The organism is Methylobacterium sp. Gmos1 (assembly GCF_053764715.1).
Genome location: NZ_JBSNCC010000012.1, coordinates 156,424 through 177,626, shown reverse-complemented (window position 1 = coordinate 177,626; position 21,203 = coordinate 156,424). Strand labels below are relative to the sequence as shown.

Annotated in this window: 18 protein-coding genes; 11 read left to right on the top strand and 7 right to left on the bottom strand. The window is 72.0% G+C overall.

Features of this window, described 5'->3' with window-relative positions:
- Positions 1–31: 31 nt before the first annotated feature.
- The 3 genes from ACS5PV_RS21755 to ACS5PV_RS21745 form a co-directional block, all read right to left on the bottom strand.
- Positions 32–1,078: a glycosyltransferase gene (locus ACS5PV_RS21755; RefSeq protein ID WP_455397426.1), complete on the bottom strand. Its 1,047-nt coding sequence runs from the start codon at positions 1,076–1,078 to the stop codon at positions 32–34.
- Positions 1,075–2,877 carry an alpha/beta fold hydrolase gene (locus ACS5PV_RS21750; protein WP_455397425.1) on the bottom strand — a complete coding sequence of 601 codons (1,803 nt, stop codon included), beginning with the start codon at positions 2,875–2,877 and terminating at the stop codon, positions 1,075–1,077. The genes ACS5PV_RS21755 and ACS5PV_RS21750 overlap by 4 nt, the downstream gene beginning before the upstream one ends.
- Before the next feature lie 139 nt (positions 2,878–3,016).
- A complete protein-coding gene (locus tag ACS5PV_RS21745) occupies positions 3,017–3,826 on the bottom strand; it encodes a WecB/TagA/CpsF family glycosyltransferase (protein WP_455397424.1) in 810 nt (269 codons plus the stop codon).
- Positions 3,827–4,184: 358 nt separating this feature from the next.
- Between ACS5PV_RS21745 and ACS5PV_RS21740 the strand changes: the two genes are divergently transcribed.
- From ACS5PV_RS21740 to ACS5PV_RS21715, 6 genes are all read left to right on the top strand, one after another.
- Positions 4,185–5,546, top strand: coding sequence for a lipopolysaccharide biosynthesis protein (locus tag ACS5PV_RS21740; RefSeq protein ID WP_455397423.1), 1,362 nt, complete (start codon positions 4,185–4,187; stop codon positions 5,544–5,546).
- A 1-nt stretch (position 5,547) separates the two neighbouring features.
- Positions 5,548–6,564, top strand: coding sequence for a glycoside hydrolase family 5 protein (locus ACS5PV_RS21735; RefSeq protein WP_455397422.1), 1,017 nt, complete (start codon positions 5,548–5,550; stop codon positions 6,562–6,564).
- A gap of 5 nt (positions 6,565–6,569) precedes the next feature.
- Positions 6,570–7,715: a glycosyltransferase family 4 protein gene (locus ACS5PV_RS21730; protein WP_455397421.1), complete on the top strand. Its 1,146-nt coding sequence runs from the start codon at positions 6,570–6,572 to the stop codon at positions 7,713–7,715.
- A 273-nt stretch (positions 7,716–7,988) separates the two neighbouring features.
- The gene (locus ACS5PV_RS21725) at positions 7,989–8,180 is read left to right on the top strand and encodes a hypothetical protein (RefSeq protein WP_455397420.1); all 192 of its coding nucleotides are present in this window, start codon (positions 7,989–7,991) and stop codon (positions 8,178–8,180) included.
- Positions 8,181–8,184: 4 nt separating this feature from the next.
- A complete protein-coding gene (locus tag ACS5PV_RS21720; protein WP_455397419.1) occupies positions 8,185–8,652 on the top strand; it encodes a YaiI/YqxD family protein in 468 nt (155 codons plus the stop codon).
- A gap of 82 nt (positions 8,653–8,734) precedes the next feature.
- Positions 8,735–11,068, top strand: coding sequence for an FdhF/YdeP family oxidoreductase (locus ACS5PV_RS21715; RefSeq protein ID WP_455397418.1), 2,334 nt, complete (start codon positions 8,735–8,737; stop codon positions 11,066–11,068).
- 716 nt (positions 11,069–11,784) lie between these two features.
- Here ACS5PV_RS21715 and ACS5PV_RS21710 read toward each other — a convergent pair.
- The 4 genes from ACS5PV_RS21710 to repA form a co-directional block, all read right to left on the bottom strand.
- The gene (locus ACS5PV_RS21710; RefSeq protein ID WP_455397417.1) at positions 11,785–11,997 is read right to left on the bottom strand and encodes a hypothetical protein; all 213 of its coding nucleotides are present in this window, start codon (positions 11,995–11,997) and stop codon (positions 11,785–11,787) included.
- A 60-nt stretch (positions 11,998–12,057) separates the two neighbouring features.
- On the bottom strand, positions 12,058–12,261 hold the full coding sequence (locus ACS5PV_RS21705; protein WP_455397416.1) for a hypothetical protein: 204 nt from the start codon (positions 12,259–12,261) through the stop codon (positions 12,058–12,060).
- A 79-nt stretch (positions 12,262–12,340) separates the two neighbouring features.
- Entirely contained in the window at positions 12,341–13,279 is a 939-nt protein-coding gene (gene repB, locus ACS5PV_RS21700; protein WP_455397459.1) for a plasmid partitioning protein RepB, read from the bottom strand.
- Between the two features lie 155 nt (positions 13,280–13,434).
- Positions 13,435–14,643: a plasmid partitioning protein RepA gene (gene repA / locus ACS5PV_RS21695; protein WP_455397415.1), complete on the bottom strand. Its 1,209-nt coding sequence runs from the start codon at positions 14,641–14,643 to the stop codon at positions 13,435–13,437.
- Between the two features lie 483 nt (positions 14,644–15,126).
- On the opposite strand from repA, the gene ACS5PV_RS21690 reads away from it, so the two are divergent.
- The 5 genes from ACS5PV_RS21690 (at position 15,127) to ACS5PV_RS21670 (ending at position 21,192) form a co-directional block, all read left to right on the top strand.
- Positions 15,127–15,381: an acyl carrier protein gene (locus ACS5PV_RS21690; RefSeq protein ID WP_455397414.1), complete on the top strand. Its 255-nt coding sequence runs from the start codon at positions 15,127–15,129 to the stop codon at positions 15,379–15,381.
- Positions 15,378–16,592 (top strand): acyl-CoA dehydrogenase family protein, encoded by a 1,215-nt coding sequence (locus tag ACS5PV_RS21685; RefSeq protein WP_455397413.1) that lies wholly within the window; start codon positions 15,378–15,380, stop codon positions 16,590–16,592. Before ACS5PV_RS21690 ends, ACS5PV_RS21685 begins: the two co-directional genes overlap by 4 nt.
- Positions 16,592–17,572: an amino acid--[acyl-carrier-protein] ligase gene (locus ACS5PV_RS21680; protein ID WP_455397412.1), complete on the top strand. Its 981-nt coding sequence runs from the start codon at positions 16,592–16,594 to the stop codon at positions 17,570–17,572. Before ACS5PV_RS21685 ends, ACS5PV_RS21680 begins: the two co-directional genes overlap by 1 nt.
- Positions 17,573–17,579: 7 nt before the next feature.
- Positions 17,580–18,581, top strand: coding sequence for a DUF1839 family protein (locus ACS5PV_RS21675; RefSeq protein ID WP_455397411.1), 1,002 nt, complete (start codon positions 17,580–17,582; stop codon positions 18,579–18,581).
- Positions 18,582–18,810: 229 nt separating this feature from the next.
- Positions 18,811–21,192, top strand: a complete 2,382-nt coding sequence (locus ACS5PV_RS21670) for a glycosyl hydrolase 2 galactose-binding domain-containing protein (protein WP_455397458.1) — start codon at positions 18,811–18,813, stop codon at positions 21,190–21,192.
- Positions 21,193–21,203 lie beyond the last annotated feature (11 nt).

Sequence of the window (21,203 nt, the reverse complement as noted above, 5' to 3'; positions counted from 1 at the left end):
CGTCGGAACGGGGATCGAGCGGAAGCCCGAGTCACCCGAGCCCGTACAGCGCCAGGTGCCGCTCGGCGATGCTCGGCCAGGTGCGGGCGCGCAGGGCGTCCGGATCGCGCCCGGCGAGCGCCGCGCGATGGCCATCCGCGGAGACGAGCGCGCGGATGGCCGCGGCGGTGGCCTCGACCGAGACGTGGGGCACGGTCGCGGCCTCGAGCCAGTCCGGCGTCTTGGCCGAGTGGGTGGTGACGACCGCGAGCCCGTGCTCCAGGCAGGCGAGCGCCGATCCGCGCTTCTCGCTCACCCCGTCGGGGAACGGCAGGAGGGCGACGCGGGCCCGGGACAGCTCGGCGGAGACCTGCTCCGGCTCGGCGTCGAGGACGAGCCGGAGGCCGAGGCGCCCGGCCCGCGCGGAGACCTCCCGGAATACCGGGCAATCGGGGCTCGACGGCGAGCCGATGACCGCGATGGCAAGCCCCTCACCCTCGGCCCGCAGCCGCTCCGCCACCGCCAAAAAATCCTCGAGGCCCTTGTCCGGGCCGATCTGGCCGAAATAGACCAGCGTCGGCTCGCGCGCCTCGGAGGGGACGTCCAGCCGGCCGACCGCGATGTTCGAGCCGATCGGCACCACCAGGGTGCGGCAGCGGCGAAAGGGGAAGAACGCCTCGAAGGCGCGCCGCTCGAACTCGTTGGAGAAGATCACCGTGGCCCGCGACAGGGCGAAGGTCAGGAAATAGGCCTTCCGGACCCGGTTGAAGATCGTGAACTCGTGCAGGGTGAGGTAGAGGCGCGCGCCGCCGACGAGGAGGGGGGCGAGGGCGACGGCCGGCGACTTGCCGAGGTTCATCGACGGGTACTGCACGTGCAGGACCGAGCGCTGGCCGAGACCTCGGCGCCAGACGCTCAGCAGGCCCCGGACCGACCAGGTCGGCAGGCGCTCGACCCGGACGTCGAGGCCGCGCTCGCCGATGATCGCGCGCAGCTTCTCGGTGTAGTCGGCGACGCCGCAGCGCGCGCCCGGCTTTCCCGTCACGACGAGGGTCGCGCGCCCCGCGCTAGGACCGCCGGCGGTGGCGGCCCCGCTCATGCCTGCACCGCCGCGACGGAGGACCGGCCGGACGGATCGGGGAGGTTGCGTGCGCGCGCCGCCGGGCCGGCCTCGGGCTCCGGGTGGCGGGCGCGCCGCGCGTCCTCGACGGCCTCCCTCACGATCGAGAACAGCCGCTCCTGGTCGGCGGCCCGGCTCAGGTTGTGGTCGACGCCGTCCAGGACCGTGACCGGATAGCCGAGCTTGCGCGCGACGCCCTCGGGCGACTGGCCGAGATGGGTGGCGAGCGTGGCGACGCCCCGGTCGCCCCGGCTGTAGACCGCGTGGATCCGTGCGCCGCGGCGGCGCAGCCGCGCCACCCGCCGGGCCACCGTCTCGCCGCCGGGCGCGAGGCCCGGGATGCGCGCCGTCCAGGCCGCGAGCCGGGCCCGGGCGTCGCGCCCGACCGCCCGCAGGATCCGGCCGAGGGAGAGTTCGCCGCTGGCGATCCGGCGCCACAGGTCGCCCCGCCGCGCCCGCTCGGCGTAGCTCACTTCGCCGCGGAAGGAATCGCGGATCATCGTCTCGACGTCGGTGCCGGACGCCACGTCGAAGCAGTACAGGTTGACCAGGACCGCCGCGGACAGGCGCTCGTCGCGGCAGATCGCCTGGAAGGCCACGAAGGCGCCGCTGCACACGCCGAGGGCGACGCAAGGTGTGTGCTGGCGCGCCGCGAGATGGGTCAGCGCGGCCTCGACGTCGACGACCGCGTCGACCGTGTAGAGCGGCGGGGCGCCGTCCGGGCGCTCGGCGCTGTCGCCGACGCCACGCAGGTCGAAGCGGAACGAGGCGATGCCGGAGGCGGCGAGCCGCCGGGCGAGCCGCGTCGTCTGCCGGCCGTGGCCGGCGCGCGGGTTGCGCCCGGAATTGACCATCAGCACGGTGCCGCCGCCCCACGCCCCCCGCGGCCGGCACAGGATGCCGACGAGGCCGGGACCGAAGCGCGACATCTCCTCCTGCCAGTCCGCGTCGGCGAGCCGGCACGGGGCGGGCGGGGGAGCCGCCGAGGCGGCGAGGGGTGCGGGCGCCTGCGCCACGGCGAAGTCGCGCACCCGCGCGAAGGTCTCGGCCGGCAGGCGGGGGAAGAGGGGATCGGAGACGAGCTGGGTCAGGTCGGGCAGCGGTCCGGTCTCGACGCTGCTGCCGAGCGCGCGGTAGCGCTCGGCAAGGGCCTCGACCTTGGGCCCGAGCATCAGGATCCGCGGCGCCGGGGCGCGCTCCGCCGCCGCGAGGTCGAGCCGAGCGAGGTCGGCGAGGGTCTGCGGCCCGAGGAGGAAGCTGCCGACCATCAGCGAGTCGGGCTCCTGCGGCATCGGCGTGCGGTCGGGCATCACGTCGATGAGCCGCGCCTGCATCGCCATCTCGCGGCGATAGGCCTTGCCGGTGGCGAACGGCGCCAGCATCACCAGCCGGTCGATGTCCGCGCCCGCGAGCGCAGCGAGGGTCGCGCCGAGGCGCAGGCCCACCACCACGATCTCCTCCGCCCCCGCCTGATCGCGCAGGTAGGCGATGCCGGACCGGATCGCGTCGAGCGCCGCCGGGATCTCCGGGCCCGCCGGATCGCGCGAATCGCCCTGGCCCGGATAGTCGAAACGCAGGGTCGGGCAGCCGGTGCCGGCGATCATCGCGGCGAGCTCGCGCCAGGAGCGGTAGGCGCACCATTGCTCGAACCCGAAGGTGCCGCAGAGCAGCACGCCGCGCCGGCGCGCGCCGGGGCTGAACCAGCCGAACGCGTCGCCGAGCACGACCGGGACCGGCTCCGCCGCGAACGGCTCCCTGCTTGCGCCGTCGGTCAGCATCTGAACTCTTCCCTCGCCCGGTCTGACGATCCGCGCCCGAAGCCGTTGCCGTCGTCGATCGTTCTAGGACTTCAAGCTTGCCGAATCGTCTACGAGGGAACAGCCTCTCTATTATCGGCTACGCTTGCGCGGTCCCGGCTCACGAACGGGCGATGCGGACCGGGCGGCCGCGCGTGCCGCCGGCCAGCCGCAGGCGGAGGATCGTCGCCATGAACACCACGACGTCGACGGTGTAGCGGCGCCCGAGGCGGCGCGGCTCGCGCAGCAGGCGGAACATCCATTCGAGCCGCACGAGGCGGAACGCCGCGGGCGCGCGGACCGAGGCGCCGGCGGCGTAGTCGAGGAGGGCGCCGACCCCCATCAGCAGCCGCGCGTCGATGCGGTGCGCGTTCTCGGCGATGAAGATCTCCTGGCCGGGATTGCCGAGGGCGACGAGCAGGATGTCGGGCGAGGCGGCGTTGATCTCGGCGATCACCGCGGCCGTCTCCGCGGCCGGGAAGTAGCCGTCGCGCACGCCGACGACCCGGTGCTGGGGGTAGCGGCGCTCCAGGTTGTCCGCCGCGGCCTCGGCGATGCCGGGCTTCGCCCCGAGCAGGTACAGCGTGCGCGGCGCCGTCTCGGCGTCGAGGAAGGCCGGGATCAGGTCGGTGCCGTTGAGGTTCTGGCGGAAGAAGCGGCCGCGGAACAGGCCCGAGCACAGGTCGATGCCGAGCCCGTCGCTGACGAGCGTGAAGCTGCGCAGGGCCGCGGCGTAGGCCGGCGTGCTCAGGGCCTTGAGCAGCATGTTGGCGTTGCAGAAGCCGAGGCAGAGCTGGCCGCGCCGGTCGAGGACGTCGCGCAGGCGGCCGAACAGCTCGTCGCGGGTGAGGTCGCTGACGCTGACGCCTTCGAGGTCGAGACGGTCGACGCTCGCGGCTCCGGGCACCAGGTCGAGGGCGCGGTCAAGCATGGGACGCTTCCGTTTGGGGGTGAGTGATCCGTGTCGAGGCAAGACCATTGCCGGTATCCGTGAAGAATTACCGGCCGGCCGGACCCCGCGCAAAGTGAATGCAGCTTCCCCCACCGGAGATGCAGTCTTAATTCAGTGCAGGGTTAACGACAGCTTGTACTAATATCGACAATCACGTATCGGAGTCGTTGCGAATGGCTAAGCTTACCATTCCGTGCGCGATGCGGCGCTGAATTCTCGGTGTCCGGCGCAGGCGTGGGAGATCGCGTTAAAGTCCCGATAGGGGATGGCTGCTACGTGAAGGGTCCGGAGCGGCGGGCGCGTGGCGTCCCGCGCCCAGTAAGAGGCGACCGACACGATGCTGACACTCGTCGCGCGGCTGCGCCGGTCGGGCCGCACGCAGCAATTCGCCTCGGCCTTCGTCGCCCGCATCGCGAGCGCGGTGCTCGGCTTCGTGATGCTGCTCGTCGCCAGCCGCTTTCTCACCACCTACGAGTACGGCGTCTACGTCTTCCTGTTCACTTTCGGCAGCGGGCTCGGGCTGATCGCGGCGCTCGGCCAGCAGAACCTTGTGCTGAAGCACTACCGGGCCCGCGACGGGGTGGCGCCGCACAACGACGCCCTGGTGCGCTACAACCTCGGCTGGGTCACCGCCGCGATCCTGCTGATGGGGGCCGCGAGCCTGGTGGTCTTCGTCGCCGAGGAATCCCTGCCAGACCCCTATCACCGGCTCCACCTCGCCTGCGCCTTCGCGGGGGTGTTCGCGCTCTCGGAGTATTTGCAGAACTACTTTCGCGTCCACGGCCGGATCTGGCTCGCGCTGCTGCCCCGCGAGGTGGTGTGGCGCGGCGCCTGCTCGGTGCTGCTCTCGGGCGCGGCCTATGCGGGCCTCCTCACCGGCGCGACGGTCGCGATGGAGATCGTGCTCGGGCTGCTGCTGGCGATGACGCTCTACCAGGCCCGCCACCTCGCCGGGCTGCACGGCTGGGATTCCTGGCGCGGGGGTCTCCGGCACCCGCATAAGGCGCCGGCCTGGCGCGGCGAGAGCCTGCTGTTTACCGCCAACAACGTGATCGTGGCGGCCGCCGCCTTCCTCGAGACCGTGATCGTCGGCGCGGCCCTCGGCATGGAGCAGGCGGCGTTCTACTTCGTGGCCCTGCGCTACGCCACGCTCATCAACCTGCCGAGCGCGGCGATCGACACGGTCAGCATGCCGATGATCGCGAGCCACTTCCAGGTCCGCGACCGGGAGGGGGCGCAGCGCCTGATCGGCCGGCTGTCGCTCGCGAGCTTCGCGATCTCGTCGGCGGGCGCCCTCGTGATGGCGGTCGGCGCGCCCTTCGCGCTCGGCCTGTTCAAGCCGGATTTCGCCGCCCACACCGACGTGCTGATGGTGCTCAGCCTGTCGGCGGTGGTGGGTGCCTTCTTCGGCCCGGGTCCGACGCTGCTGACGATCGGCGGCGGCGAGCGCTACATCCTCGTTTGCAACGCGATTCTGTACTCCCTCTACGCGGTCCTGCTCTGCCTCGTGGCGGTGCCGTTCGGCGTCATGGGCGTCGCGGTGGCGAATGTCGGCTGGACGATCGTCATCAACGTGGTGCTCGCCCGCTGGGTGCGGGCGCACTGGGACATCGACAGCCGCGCGACCGCCTTCTTCACCCGCCGGGCCTGGGCGCCGGCGCAAGCCATGCCTCAAGCTCCGGCGCACGCGGCGGAATGAGATGCGCCGCCTCCTCGCCCTCGCCTGCCTGATCCTGGCGCTTCCCCCCTCCCCCGCCGCGGCAGCCCCCACCTGCCTGCGCGGCGTCAACATCAGCGGGGCCGAGTTTGGCACCGTGCCGGGCCGCTACGGCTTCGACTACCTGTATCCCTCGGCGACGACGATCGGCCGCTTCGCGGGTCTCGGCATGACGACGATGCGGCTGCCGATCCGCTGGGAGCGGCTGCAGCCGGCCCTACGCCAGCCCCTCGACCCGGACGAGCTCGCCCGCCTCGAAGCCGCGGTCTCGGCCGCGACGCAAGCCGGGATGCGCACGGTGATCGACCTGCACAACTACGCCTATTACGGCAAGGCGCGCATCGGCACCGAGATGGTGACGCCGGAGGCCTTCGCCGACATCTGGCGCCGCCTGGCGCGCCACTTCCGGGGCGATGCCTCGGTGGCGTTCGGGCTGATGAACGAGCCGCACGACATCCCGGCCGAGCGCTGGCTCATCGCCGCCAACGCGGCCATCGCGGCGATCCGCGAGACGGGGGCAAGGCAGCTCGTGCTGGTGCCGGGCTCAGGGTGGACCGGCGCGCATAGCTGGACCGCCGACCTGCCGACCGGCAACAACGCCGCGATCATGCTCGGCACGATCGATCCCGGCAACAACTTCGCCTACGAGGTGCACCAGTACCTCGACGCCGACTATTCCGGCACCCATGCCGAGTGCAGCCGCGGCGCCGACGCCCTCCAGGCGGTGGAGCGCCTGACCGGCTGGCTCGCCGAGAACCGGCGCCGCGCCTTCCTGGGCGAGATCGGCGCACCCGGCAACCGCGGCTGCGCCGAGCGCCTGGGGGCGATCCTGCGCCACCTCAACGCGAACCCGCGAGCCTGGGTCGGCTGGACCGTCTGGGCCGCCGGCGACCTGTGGGCGCCGGACTATCCGCTGCGGCTCGACCCCGCCGGGCCGACCGCCCCGGTCGTGGCCGCGATCCAGGCCGCCGCCAAGGCCAAGCCGTCCTGCGAGCCGTGAGCGCCATGCCGAACCCTGCTGCCCCCCTCTCGATCCTGCACGTGATCCGCCAGTTCCTGCCCAATCGCGGCGGGCTCGAGGACGTCGCCGCCAACCTCGCCCGCGAGCAGACCCGCCTCGGCCACAAGGTGCGGGTGGTGACCCTCGACCGGCTGTTCTCGAAGCCCGACCTGCGGCTGCCGGCCCGGGAGCGCCTGGAGGGGATCGACATCGAGCGGATCCCCTATGTCGGCTCCTCGCGCTACCCGATCGCCCCCTCGGTGTTCCGCCACCTCGACGACGCCGACCTCGTCCACATCCACGCCATCGACTTCTTCTTCGACGCCTTCGCGCTGGCCAAGCCCTTCCACCGCCGGCCGATCGTGGCGACGACGCAGGGAGGCTTCTTCCACACCCCCGCGCATGCGCGGCTGAAGGCGCTGTGGTTCGCCGGCCCGACCCGGATGAGCGTGCGCGCCTATGACGCGGTCGTCGCCTGCAGCGAGAGCGACGCGCGGATGTTCGGCCCGATCACGCCGGGCGGCGTCACGGTGATCCCGAACGGGGTCGACCTCGACAAGTTCGCCGGCGCCGCCTCGCCGGAGCCCCGCCGCGCCCTCCTCACCCTCGGCCGCTTCTCGCACAACAAGCGCCTGGACCGGGTGCTGGCCACCATGCGGGCGCTCGGCCCGGGCTGGCGCCTGCGGATCTGCGGGGTGCCCTACGACGTCAGCGCCGAGGCGCTCACCGCCGAGATCGACCGGCTCGGGCTCACCGATTCGGTCACGCTGCATCTTGGCCTCGACGTGCCGGCGATCCGCGAGCTGATCGGGCAATCGAGCCTGTTCGTCTCGGCCTCGGAATACGAGGGGTTCGGCCTCGCGCTCATCGAGGCGCTGAGCGCCGGGCTCATCCCGGTGGCCCATCCGAACGACGCCTTCGCGTGGCTCGGCCGCCGCCATCCCCTGGTGTCCCTCTGCGATTTCGCCGACGCCGCGACGGCGGCCACGACGATCCGGGACGCCTACGACCGCCTGGCCGCCGGCACGATCACCCCCGGCAGCGAGGACGTGTCCGAGTATCGCTGGTCGAGCATCGCCGCCCGCTACGTCACGCTCTACGAGGCCGCCATAGCCAGGGCCGGGCACGGGGTGGCCGCCGCGGCGGCGTGAGGCCCGGGGCCTGCGCGACAGGAGCGTGGCGCCCTCCTCCTGGATCGGGGAGGCGCGGCGCCCGCGTCAACACACCGTTAACCCTCATCCGCGACCCTGGCCGGGCCGCGCCGGCCGATGCCGGGGCGGTGCCGGCGGCGGTCCGGCATCAAGCCCTCCCTTCGAGCGCCGGGCCGCCGCCCTCCCCTCCCCCGCCCGACGGATCAGCCCGGGCCCTCGCCTCGTCGCACCGGATCGTGCGACAAGCCCGGGTGTCCCCAACCCAGGATGACAATGCACCTCGTCGTGACCGCCCACACCGCCAACGGCCCGCTCTCGCACCAGCGCACCTCGCCGGAGGGCGCCCTGGAAAAGGCGCAGGAACTCGAGGCCGACGGTCACGACCACGTCGTCATCACCGACATCACCGGCCGGGACTACGCGCCGCCGGAATTTGACAGCCTGTTCCTCAATCCCGGCCGCTGACGCCATGGCGGCGATCACCATCTACGTCGACGCCGATGCCTGCCCGGTCAAGGACGAGGTCTACCGCGTCGCCGGGCGGCACGGCGCGCACGTGGTGGTGGTGGCAAACAGCTTCATCACCATCCCCCGCGAGCCGTGGATCGAGCGGGTGATCGTCTCCGACAAGCTCGACGCCGCCGACGACTGGATCGCCGAGCGGGCCGGGCCGCAGGCGGTCGTCGTCACCGCCGACGTGCCCCTGGCGAGCCGCTGCGTGAAGGCGGGCGCCAGCGTGCTCGCGCCCACCGGCAAGGCCTTCACCGATTCCTCCGTCGGCATGGCGCTCGCCACCCGCGACCTGATGCAGTCCCTGCGCGAGGCCGGCGCCGTGACCGGCGGCCCGAAGCCGTTCTCGGCAAAGGACCGCTCCGCCTTCCTCGGCGCCCTCGACCGGGCCCTGGTGCGGCTGCGGCGCAACGCCCAGGGCGGCTGAGACCCTCCCCCGCGAACTTTCCCTACTCCCTGCGGGTTCCCTGTCCACGGCGGCGTCGCGCCTGCCGCAGGGGAGAGCCGGCATGTCGGTCGAGGAGAACACGGTCCACTACGACAGCCCGGCCGGCGGCTGGGGCTCGGTGCGGGGCATCGCGGAGGTGTTCGGCAAGGAATGGGCGACGCCGCTCGCCACCGAGACCCTGTTTCGCCAGAACAAGCCGAAAGGCTTCATGTGCGTCTCGTGCTCCTGGGCCAAGCCGGCGAACTACCATCCGTTCGAGTTCTGCGAGAACGGCGCCAAGGCGACCCTGTGGGAGCTGACCACGCGGCGCTGCACGCCGGAGTTCTTCGGCAAGCACACCCTGACCGAGCTGCGCGGCTGGAGCGACTACGAGCTGGAGCAGACGGGCCGCCTGACCCACCCGCTGCGCTACGACCGCGCGAGCGACACATACGTGCCCTGCGGCTGGGACGAGGCCTTCCAGGCGATCGGCTCGGAACTGCGCCTGCTCGATCCGAAATCGGTGGTGTTCTACTCCTCCGGGCGCGCCAGCCTCGAGACCTCGTACCTCTACGCCCTGCTCGCCCGGCTCTACGGCAACAACAACCTGCCCGATTCCTCCAACATGTGCCACGAGACGACCTCGGTCGCCTTGAAGAAGGTGATCGGCGCCAGCGTCGGCACGGTCGTGTTCGACGATCTGTCGAAGTGCGACGCGATGTTCTTCTTCGGCCAGAATACCGGCACCAACTCGCCGCGGTTCCTGCACCCGTTGCAGGAGGCGGCCAAGCGCGGCGTGAAGATCGTCACCTTCAATCCCGTGCGCGAGCGCGGGCTGGAGAGCTTCACCAACCCGCAGAGCCCGGTCGAGATGCTGACCCGCAAGGCGACGCCGATCAGCACGCAATACCACCAGGTCCGGCCCGGCGGCGACATCGCGGTGATGCTCGGCCTGTGCAAGCACGTCTTCGCCGCCGACGACGCCGCCAAGGCGCGCGGTACCCGCGTCCTCGACGTCGACTTCATCGCCCAGCACACGACTGGGCTCGATGAGTTCGAGGCCAAGGTCCGGGCGACCTCGTGGGAGGAGATCGAGCGCGAATCCGGCCTCAGCCACGCCGACATCGAGGCGGCGGGCCAGGTCTACGTCGAGGCCGAGCGGGTCTGCGCCTTCTACGGCATGGGCCTGACGCAGCACGTGCACGGCTTCGAGAACGTCGCGATGGTCGTCAACCTGCTGCTCCTCAAGGGCAATATCGGGCGCGACGGCACCGGCGTGTCGCCGGTGCGCGGCCACTCCAACGTGCAGGGCCAGCGCACCGTCGGCATCTCGGAGAAGCCGGAGCTGGTGCCGCTCGATCGCCTGTCCGAGCAGTTCGGCTTCGAGCCGCCGCGGGAGAAGGGCGTCAACACGGTGGAGGCCTGCGAGGGCATCCTGTCGGGCGAGATCCGGAGCTTCATCGGGTTAGGCGGCAACTTCGTGCGGGCGATCCCCGACCAGGACCGGATGGAGAAGGCCTGGACGGGCATGCGCCTCACCGTGCAGGTCGCGACCAAGCTCAACCGCTCGCACCTCGTCAACGGCGAGATCGCCTACCTCCTGCCCTGCCTCGGCCGCACCGAGGAGGACAAGCAGGCCGGCGGACCGCAGGCGGTGAGCATCGAGGATACGTTCAGCTGCATCTACGGCTCGCAAGGGCGCCGCACCCCGGCGAGCGATTTCCTCAAGTCCGAGGTCGCAATCGTCGCCGGGATCGCCAAGGCGACGCTGGCGCCGAACCCGAAGGTCCGCTGGGACGCGTGGGTCGGCGATTACAGGCTGATCCGCGACGAGATCGCCAAGACCTACGCGGAGGAGTTCCACGACTTCAACGACCGGCTCTGGATTCCCGGCGGCTTCTACCGCGGCAACTCGGCCCGCGAGCGCATTTGGAAGACCGAGAGCGGCAAGGCGGAGTTCACCGCGCCCGAGGTGATGTCGGCGACGGGATTCTCCGACGAGCCCGGCCGCTACCGGCTGATCACCATGCGGTCGAACGACCAGTTCAACACCACGATCTACGGCTACAGCGACCGCCTGCGCGGGATCGAGGGCACCCGCGACGTGCTGCTGATGAACCCGGAAGAGATCCGCCGCGCCGGCCTCAGCGACGGCCAGGTCGTCACGCTCGTCAGCGATGCCGGCGACGGAATCGAGCGGGTAGTGACGGGTCTCACGGTGACGCCGTTCTCGCTGCCGGACGGCTGCCTGGGGGCGTACTATCCCGAGATGAACCCGCTGATCGCGCTGTCGCACCACGACATCCAGTCGGGGACACCGGCGGCGAAGTCGGTACCGGTACGGATCCGGCCGGAGGCCGGCGGCCCGAAGCGGGACCGGCGCGAGCCGACGGGGCACGGGGCGCATCCGATCTGAGGGGCGAGGTCCCCTCCCCCTGCTCCATTGGTCGATCCCGTGATCCGGGCAAGAGCAGGGCTGTCCGGGAAAAGGAAATGGCGTGGGTTCAATCCTACCCCCTCTGCGGGAGAGGGTGGTCCCCGCGTCAGCAGGGGCCGGGAGAGGGGCAGCGCGACGCTGATCCAGGGGGCGCCTTCATGAAGCGCGCGGCCTATCCGGAAGCGGCGTCCGCTTTCCCGGCTCGCTCCGCTCGCCACCCTCCCTCGCAGAGGGGGGAGGGAAGAAGCCCGCGCCGTTTCTTCCCGCGGACAGCCCTGCGCCCGCGGGGAGAGGAGACGACGCGCACCTCGTCCGGGGAAAACCGGACCGCCCTCCCCTGCCCCGACATCCCGGCCGCCTGCGCACAAAAATGCCAGATGCCCGGGAATGACGCACAATTGTGCTTGTGCGGAAGCAAGCCGCCGGGTACCACTGTGATCACAGACACGAAAAAGGCCGCCCTCGAGAGCGGCCCGAAGTCTGGGGAGGAAGGCCCTCGATGAGGGCGAGCACCGCCGCGACGCCATCGCGGCGGTGCTTGTTTTTGTCCCATGCCGCTCCGGGCGGGGCAACCCGTCCCAAAGGACGAAGCGAGATCCGCGGCGCGCCCGCCGATCACCCCTCCCCGCGGCCCGCCGGCCGGCGCGATCGACTTTGCTTCGCTACATCAAATTCGTCGGCCCACCCGGCCCGGATCAGGCCTCCGGCGGGTCCGGGAACGGCGTCCAGTGGGTGAACGCGTCCGGCGCGTAGCCGTACTCGGTGGTGGCGACGTGCCAGGGCCGGCCGTCCTCGGCCCGCCCGGGATCCCAGCGGATCACGGCGCGCCGGTCCGGCTCGTCCCGGTGGATGGCGATGATCCAGCGCCCGTCCTGGGGCGCGCGATCGATGGGCCGCCAATCGGTCATCGGATGCTCCACGGCGAAGGCCTGTGCGGGACCAACGCGCCGGGCCGGCCGGCGTTCGCCTCAGCGCGGCGCCGCCCCCTGCGCCAGGCGCTCGCCGGCCTCGCATTCGCGCAGGTACGTCTCCCGGTTGTCGCCGGTGATCCCGGCTTGGTCGGCCTTGGCCTCGCAGGTCCGGCGCCCCTCGGCGGGGGCCGGATCGGGCGCGGTCTGGGCGGCCGCGGCGGCGGGTGCGAGCAGGGCGAGGATCAGGAGGGCGTGACGCATGGCGGGCCTCGGAACGGACGAAGAAACCTGTCCGTGTAGAGGCCCGGCCGGGCGCGTCGGTTCCCGGCCCGCAAGCGGATTACGGCTTCGCGCGGTCGGCCCGGAAGGCCGCGAGGATCTCCGGCAGCCGGTCGAGGACGTAGTCGGCAAGGCCCGGCTCCACGCCCTCGTCGAAGGACAGGGCGACCCGGTCGGGGCTTCGCTCGATCCGGGCGATGCCGCGTCCGGCCTCGTCGCTCCACACCTGCGGCGCCGGCCGCTTGGCGGCGGGGGGCGCGAGCGCGGTGAGCACGGCGGCGAAGCGCTCGTTGGTGGGCTTCTGCCGGAAGCCGGGCTCGGCGAGGAGACCGTCGATCCGGCCGGGCTTCGCCGCCCGGATCCGCTCGGCGAGCAGCATCCAGCGCGGCCGCCCGGCGGCCGGGGCCGGGCCGATCGCCCGCACGATCTCCGCCGGCACCGTGCGCGCCACCGAGATCAGGGTCGAGAGGTCGCCCTTGCCGACGCCCATCGCGGCCGTGATCGTGGCGCGGGCAAATCCGTGCTCCTCCAGCCGCAGCGCGAAGAACGCCCGCTCGATGTAGCTCAGGTCCTGCCGCTCTAGGTTCTCCTTGCCCTGCGCCACCACCAGCTCGGCGTCGCTGAGCGGGCGCACCACGGCGCGTACCGGCCGCGCGAGGCGCCGCGCCGCCTGGATGCGGCGGCGGCCATAGGCGACTTGGTAGCGCTCGGGGTGCTCGGGGTGCGGCCGGACCAGGACCGGCACCTGCTGGCCGCTCTCGCGGATGCTCTCGACCAGGGCCGCGAGACCCGGATCGTTGGCGTCCGCCACCCGGTCGGCGATGAAGGAATCGTCGATCCGCTCCGGCTCGATCTCGACGACGACGGTGCCGGCCTCGATCTCCGCCGCGGCGTCAGCCCGGGCGGCGAGCCCGCGCAGGGTGCTGCTCATCGCCCGCACCGCGCCGCTGCGGCTGCGCTCTGGCGCTCGGGGCTCCTGGGTCGCGGATTCCGGTGCGATAGCCTCCCGGTCGCGCGGGTTTGCAGCTGCAAACTCGGGCTCGGGCAGCGGCGGGTTTGCAGCTGCAAACGCCGTGGACTCAGGCGGCGCAGCCTCAGCCGCGGGCGTGGGCTTCGGCTTGGCGCCGAACAGCGCGTCGAGGTTCGACTTGCGGCTCATGGCCGGCCCCAGGCGCGGCGGATCAGGCCCTCGATCTCGCCGTTGACGGCCTCGAGCGATTCGAGCGCGCGGTCGTAGGTCGAGCGGGTCACGCTCTCGCGGCCGATCTCGTAGAGCGTCTGCTTCGACAGGCCGGCGTCGGACACGGCCGAGGACTTCAGCATCGGCGCGGTCAGCACCGCGTCCTCGAACAGGGTGCGCAGCATCCCGACGATGCGGGTCTGCGGCGCGTCCTGCTGCTCGTAGCGGGTCACCAGATAGCGCAGCCAGTCGTATTGCAGCCTGCCCCCGGATTCGGCCACCACGCCGAGCAGGTCCTCGGTCATCGCCAGGAACTGGCTCATCGAGGCGACGTCGAGCATCTGCGGGTGCACGGTGATGAGCAGCGAGGTCGCGGCGCAGAGCGCCGAGAGCGTCAGGTAGCCGAGCTGGGGCGGGCAATCAATGACGACGACGTCGTAATCGTCGGCCACCGTGTCGATGGCGTGGGCGACCCGGTCGAAGAACAGGGGCTCGCCGGCCCGGCGGCGGCTCAGTGCGCGGGGCGTCTCGTGCTCGAACTCCATCAGTTCGAGGTTGGCCGGTACGAGGTCGAGGCCGGTGAAGTAGGTCGGGCGCACCACGTCGCGCAGGGGCTTGGCGTCGTCGTAGCGGATCGCCCCATACAGGGTCTCGTCGGTCCCGACCTCGAGTTCGGGCTGCACGCCCATCAGGGCCGAGAGGCTGGCCTGGGGATCGAGGTCGATGGCGAGTACCCGGTAGCCGCGCAGCACCAGAGCCTGGGCGAGGTGGGCGGTGGTGGTGGTCTTGCCCGATCCGCCCTTGAAGTTCGCCACCGCCACCACCTGCAGGTGCTCGGAGGCCGAGCGCCGCGGCTGGTAGCGCCGGCCGCCCCGCGTGTTCTCGTCGAGATAGGCGCGCAGGCCGTGAATGTCGGCGAGGGTGTAGGAGCGGCGGCCGTTGGCCGAGACCTCGGGCTGCGGCCCGAGCCCGTCGGCGGCGAGCTGCTGGAGCCGCGACACCGTCACGCCGATGATCCGGGCGGCCTCGGTCGAGGTGAAGCGGCGCAGGCCCTTGGCGGCGGTGGGCGGAAACAGCCCGGAGGAGATCGCCTGGAGCTGCGCACGCAAGGTCGCCGCGTGGGCGCCGATCATCGCGGCGGGCGCGACGGGGGCGGGGGGTTGCGGCGGCGTATGCTGATTCATCCTCGCAGGCCCTGTTTGCAGAAAAGTCGCCGGTTCGGCGTCGAAGCTGCAATTGGCCCGTTTCACGCCCGATTCGCAATCGCCGGCCCGACGGCGGCGCAAGCCCCGCGCAAGCCGGGCGCGCCAGCGGGGGGAGGGGGCCTCGCTCCACCCGGAGCGGCGGTCCCCCGGGCGGGCGATCCCGCCGCGAGTTCCGCCGGCGCCGGCCCGCCAGGGACGCGAGATCCGGCGGGCCTTGCGCCCGCCCGCGATGAATTCCGTAAGCTTGACGGAATTCTGTCCTGCCGTCGCTTTGGCGGTTTGCCGGCCGTTAAGCTGTTCAGAGTTTAGTGTCTCGCATCCACTCGGGTCGACCCCCCGCCCCCGCAGTGGATCAGATCTTTCCCTAAAATAAACATCAGAAAATTTACCAAGCCTTGTGCCAGAGATTGCATCCTCATCTGACAGATGCGACTCGTGCCTCAGACAGGAAGGTGGTGCCTCATGGTCGAGAACTCCGACATCCGGGACGTGCTGAAGTCGCTCGAAGCACTCAAGAACGTGGTCGACGCCCTGTCGGACGACGACGACCTGTTCGAGAAGGGGCTCGATTCCTTCGGCTCGGTGCAGCTGATGCTGGCGCTGGAGGAGCGGTTCGACATCGAGTTCCCCGACTCGGCCCTCGGCCGGCGCTCGTTCTCGACCATCCGCATCATCCGGGACACCGTCTCGGGCCTTCGCCAGCAGGAGGCCGCATGAACATCCACGTCGAGGTCGCGGCGGCCCTGCCCGTCGCGGCACCTCCGGCCGGCGCCCTCGACGCGCGGGCCAAGCGGGTGGCGGAGATCGCCGCGCGCCATGCCGACGCCGTCGACCGCGAGGGCCGCTTCCCGGCCGAGGCGGTCGCGGCGCTGAAGGCCGAGCGCCTGCTCGGCATCCAGGTCCCGCGCTCCCTGCGAGGGGAGGGGGCCTCGATGAGCGAGATCGCCGAGCTCTGCGCCATCCTCGGGCGCGCCTGCTCGGCCTCCGCGATGGTGTTCGCGATGCACCACATCAAGCTCGCGAGCCTCGTCACCCACGGGATCGACAGCCCCTGGCATTGCGGGCTGATGGAGCGGATCGCGGGCGAGCAGCTGCTCATCGCCTCCTCGACCACCGAGGCCGGCATCGGCGGCGACCTGCGCAACAGCCTCTGCGCCGTCGAGGCGGACGGCGACAGCTTCCGCCTGACCAAGGAGGCGAGCGTCATCTCCTACGGCGCGCAGGCCGACCTGATCCTCGCAACCGCCCGCCGCCACAAGGACGCCGCGACCTCCGACCAGGTGCTGGTGGCGCTTCTTTCCGACCAGATCACGCTGGAGCGCACCAGCGTGTGGGACACGCTCGGCATGCGCGGCACCTGCAGCGACGGGTTCCTGCTCAAGGCCGAGGGCCTGCCGCTCGCCCAGGTGCTCCAGAAGCCCTTCGCGGAGATCGCCGCGCAGTCGATGCTCGCCGCCTCGCACCTGCTCTGGGGCAGCGTGTGGTTCGGGATCGCCTCCTACGCCGTCGACCGCGCCCGCGCCTTCGTGCAGGGCGAGGCGCGCAAGAAGCCGGGCCAGGTGCCCCCGGGGGCGCTGCGCCTCGCCGAGGCCGCCAACGAACTCCAGGCGATGAAGAGCACGGTGGTGGCCGGGCTCGAGCGCTACGAGGCCGCCAAGGGCGACCCCGACAGCTTGAGCGCGATCGGCTTCTCGATCATGCTCAACAACGTCAAGACCACCGTGTCGGCGCAAGGGGTCGACATCGTCCAGCGGGCGCTCGGCGTCGTCGGCATCCTCGGCTACAAGAACGGCACCCCGTTCAGCCTCGGCCGGCAGCTGCGCGACGTCCTCTCGGCGCCGCTGATGATCAGCAACGACCGCATCCTCTCCAACACCGCCAACCTTCTGCTGGTGCAGAAGGGCAGCGGCAAGCTCCTGAGCGCGTGATGGACCAGAGCCTCTCCTCCGACCTCCTCCTCCCGGCCCTCGACGAGGCCGTGCCCGACGGGGACGCGCCGGCCGCCGCGCCGCGCTCGTTCCTCGACCGCCTGTTCGACCGCGGCCTCCTGATCCGCACCGGGGTCGACGGGCTCTACGGCCGCTCCGGCGCCTTCGAGAGCGTGGTCGAGGCCCTCGACCGCCTGGTCTCGCGCATCGGCGGCGCGGACGGCGCCGAGGCCCTGCGCTTCCCGCCCGGCATGGCCCGCTCCAGCTTCGAGCGCAGCGGCTACCTCAAGGGCTTCCCGCACCTCGCCGGCACGGTGCACAGCTTCTGCGGCAACGAGGCCGACCACGCGCGGCTGCTGGCCTGCCTCGACGCCGACGAGGACTGGACCGCCAAGCAGGCGGCGACCGACATCGTGCTGACGCCGGCCGCCTGCTACCCGCTCTACCCGGTCGCCGCCGCCCGCGGCCGGCTGCCGGAAGACGGGCTGCTGTTCGACCTGCAATCCTACTGCTTCCGGCACGAGCCCTCGCTGGAGCCGACCCGCATGCAGCTGTTCCGCATGCGCGAATACGTCCGCATGGGCACGCCTGAGCAGGTGCTGGCCTTCCGCGAGCTGTGGCTGTCCCGCGGCACCAAGATGATGAGCGACCTCGGGCTGCCGCTCGCCATCGACCCGGCCAACGACCCGTTCTTCGGCCGCGCCGGCAAGATGCTGGCCAACAACCAGCGCGCCCAGGCGCTGAAGTTCGAGTTGAACGTGCCGGTCAACAGCGTCGAGAAACCGACCGCCTGCCTCAGCTTCAACTACCACCAGGACCATTTCGGCGCGACCTGGGGCATCGACCAAGCCGACGGCTCGGTGGCGCACACGGCCTGCGTCGGCTTCGGCCTGGAGCGCATCACCCTGGCGCTCCTGCGCCACCACGGCCTCGACCTCGACGCCTGGCCGGCGAGCGTCCGCGCCCAGCTCTTCGGGTAGGGCGGCGATGTCGGCCGCCCTCGCACACATCGCGCAGGACCTTGCGATCGACGCGCCGCGGACGGAGACGTCCGCGGCCCCCCATATCGCGCACGCGCTCCACGCCGCCGACCGGACCTGGCCGGAGACGAACTGCTACGTCGATCTCTGGATCGAGCTCCTGCACCTGCGCGGCCTCCAGCCGGAGGCGATGCTGAGCTTCACCCTGCGCCAGGATTTCGAGGGCGACCAGTTCACCTTCTTCAAGCCGAAGGCCGCCGACCTCGAGGCGCTCTACGGCCTGGAGATCCTGGAACTGGCGCTCTACGAGACCCTGGAAGGGCACAGCCTGGTCCAGGCGGCGCGGGGGCTCCCGGTGCTCGTCGAGGTCGACGCCTTCTACCTGCCCGACACCGCCGGGACCACCTACGGCCGCGAGGCCTCGAAGACCACGATCGCGATCCTCGCCCTCGACCCGGAGCGGCGCTCCCTCGACTACCTGCACAATGCCGGCCGCTTCCGGCTCGACGGTGCCGATTACGACGGGATCTTCGCCAGGGGGCGTCTCCTGCCCTACGCCGAGTTCGTGAAGCCGTGCGGCCCGGCCCTGGCCGGATCCGCGCTGGCGGACGCCGCCCTGGCGCTGCTGCGCCGCCACCGCGCCCAGGCGCCGGAGCGCAATCCCGTCACCGCCTTCCGCGCGACCCTGGCGGGGAAGCCCGACACCTTCGTGCAGCGCCCGCTCTCGGCCTTCCATTCCTACGCCTTCAACACCACCCGCCAGCTCGGGGCCAATTTCGAGCTCCTGGGCAGCCACCTCGCCTGGCTGACGGCGCAGGGGGCGGGGCCGTTCGACGAGGCGGCAGAGGCGGCGACGCGGCTGGGGCAGGAGGCCAAGGCGTTCCAGTTCCAGCTCGCCCGCGCCTTCGCCCGCGGCAAGCTCGCCGGGCTGCCGGAGCGCCTGGCGGCAGCCGAGGCGACCTACGCGGCGGTCTTCGACGCCCTCGACCGGGCGCTCGCGACGGGCTGAGAGCCTGTTTGTCCCCATTCACGACCTCATCCTGAGGTGCCGCGCAGCGGCCTCGAAGGAGGGCTCCAGATCCCGCCGAGATCTCTGGAGCCCTCCTTCGAGGCTCGCCTCGCTCGCACCTCAGGATGAGGTCGTGAACAGGACGAAACCCAGCAATCCCATCACACAGGCACCGACGCCGATGGCCCTCCTGCGAACCGTCGACCGGACCCTTGACGGTCCGTGGGAGATGATCGTGACCGCCCCCGGCGCCTGCGCCGGGCCGGGCGACCTCGACGCGCTCACCGGCTTCCTCCCCGCCCCGGTGCCCGGCACTGCCGCGGGCGCGCTGCGCGCGGCCGGCCTGTGGTCTGAGAGCGAGCCGACGCCGCTGCACGGCTCCGACGTCTGGTACCGCACGACGCTCTCGGGGACGGGCCGCGAGATCCTGCGCTTCGAGGGGCTGGCGACGCTGTGCGAGGTCTGGCTCGACAGCACTCTTCTCCTCGCCTCCCGCTCGATGTTCCTCGCCCACGAGGTCGCGGTCGACCTCGACGGCAGCCATACCCTCGCGCTCGCCTTCCGCTCCCTGGCGCAGGAGCTTGCCCGGCCGCACAAGCGCGGCCGCTGGCGGCCGCAGCTCGCCACGCCCGGGTCGCTGCGTCACGCCCGCACCACGCTCCTCGGCTTCATGCCCGGCTGGTGCCCGAGCGTCGACGCAGTCGGCCCGTACCGGCCGGTCACCCGGAGAGGGGAGGGGGGCCGGCCCACTGACGTCGACCTGCGGGCGAGCGTCGAGCACGGGACCGGGATCCTGGCGGTGGCCTTGAGCTTTCCGGAGGCCGGCGGGCCCGTAATCCTGCACTGCGACGGCCGCGCGATCCGGCTGTCGGAGACCGCGCCCGGCCGGTTCGAGGGCCGGCTCGCCCTGCCGGGCGTCGCCCTGTGGTGGCCGCACACCCACGGCGAGCCGCGGCTGCACGCGGTCGCGGTCGAGGCCGGGGCCGAGAGATTCGATCTCGGCCGGGTCGGGTTTCGCACCCTCACGCTGCGTCGCCCCTTCGCCGAGGGATTGAGCCTCGCGGTCAACGGCGTGCCGGTCTTCTGCCGCGGGGCCTGCTGGACCCCGGCGGACCTCGTCGGGCTCGCCCACGACCGCGCCGCCTGCGCCCCCCTGCTCGCGCTCGCCGTCGAGGCCGGCGTCAACATGCTGCGGGTCGGCGGCACGATGCTGTACGAAGGGCAAGCCTTCCACGACCTCTGCGACGAACGCGGCATCCTGGTCTGGCAGGACCTGATGCTGGCGAATTTCGACTATCCGACCGACGATCCCGCCTTCCGGGCGGCGCTGGAGGCCGAGATCGCGCAGCTCCTCGACCGCTGCCAGGCCTCGCCCTCGCTCTGCGTCGTCGGCGGCGGCAGCGAGGTCGAGCAGCAGGCGGCGATGCTGGGCTTTCCGGAATCGGCCTGGCGGGCCACGGCGGTGGAGGCGATCCTGCGACAGGCCGCGGCCGCGCGCCGGCCCGACCTCGTCGTGGTGCCGAACTCGCCCTCGGGCGGCGACCTGCCGTTCTCGACCGATGCGGGCGTGACCCACTATTACGGCGTCGGCGCCTATGGCCGGCCGTTCGAGGATGCGCGCCGGGCCGAGGTGCGCTTCGCCTCCGAGTGCCTGGCCTTCGCCAACGTGCCCGAGCCCGTCTCCCTGCACGAGGCGGGCCTCACCGATCCGCGCGATCCCGCCTGGGCCCGCTTCGTACCGCGCGACCGCGGCGCCGACTGGGATTTCGAGGGCGTACGCGACCACTACGTCGGGGCCCTCTACGGCGTCGATCCCGCAACGTTGCGCCGCGACGATCCGGAGCGCTACCTGATGCTCGGCCGCGCCGCCGTCACCGAGGTGATGGAGGCGACCTTCGCCGAGTGGCGCCGCGCCGGCTCGGTCACCGCCGGCGGCCTGGTCTGGCTCTGGCGCGACCTCGCGCCCGGCGCCGGCTGGGGCGTGGTCGACGTGGCGGGCCGGCCGAAATCGGCGTGGTACGCCCTCAAGCGCGCCTTCCGGCCGGTCCAGGCCGTGCTCACGGACGAGGGGCTGAACGGGCTCCACGCCCACCTGCTGAACGAGACCGCCGCGGCGATCGACGTCGCGCTGACGCTCACCTTCGCCTCCGCCGCCGGCAAGGTCGCGGCCAGGGCGGAGCGGTCCCTGACGCTCGCGGCCCGCGAGACCGTCACCCTGTCCTCGGCCGCGCTCCTCGGCCGCTTCTTCGACGCGACCGCGGCCTACCGCTTCGGCCCGGCGGCGCACGACCTGGCGCATCTGCGGCTGACCCGGGCCGACGGCACGGCGCTCGCCGAGGCGTTCCACTTCCCGGCCGGCCGGGATGCGGCGCCGCGGGAGACCGGCCTCACCGCCGCCCTCGTCGAGGGCCGGGACGGCGCGGTGCTGCGGATCGCGGCGGAGCGGCACGCGCTCGCGGTGCACGTCGCGCTCGACGGGGCGGGGCGCCCGTCCGACAACTGGTTCCATCTGGCGCCGGGGGGTGAGCGCCATCTGGCGCTCACTGGGACGGAAGGGCGGCCGAGCGGCACGGTGCGGGCGGTGAACGCGAGCGAGGTGGTGCGGTTCTGACGGGCCATAGA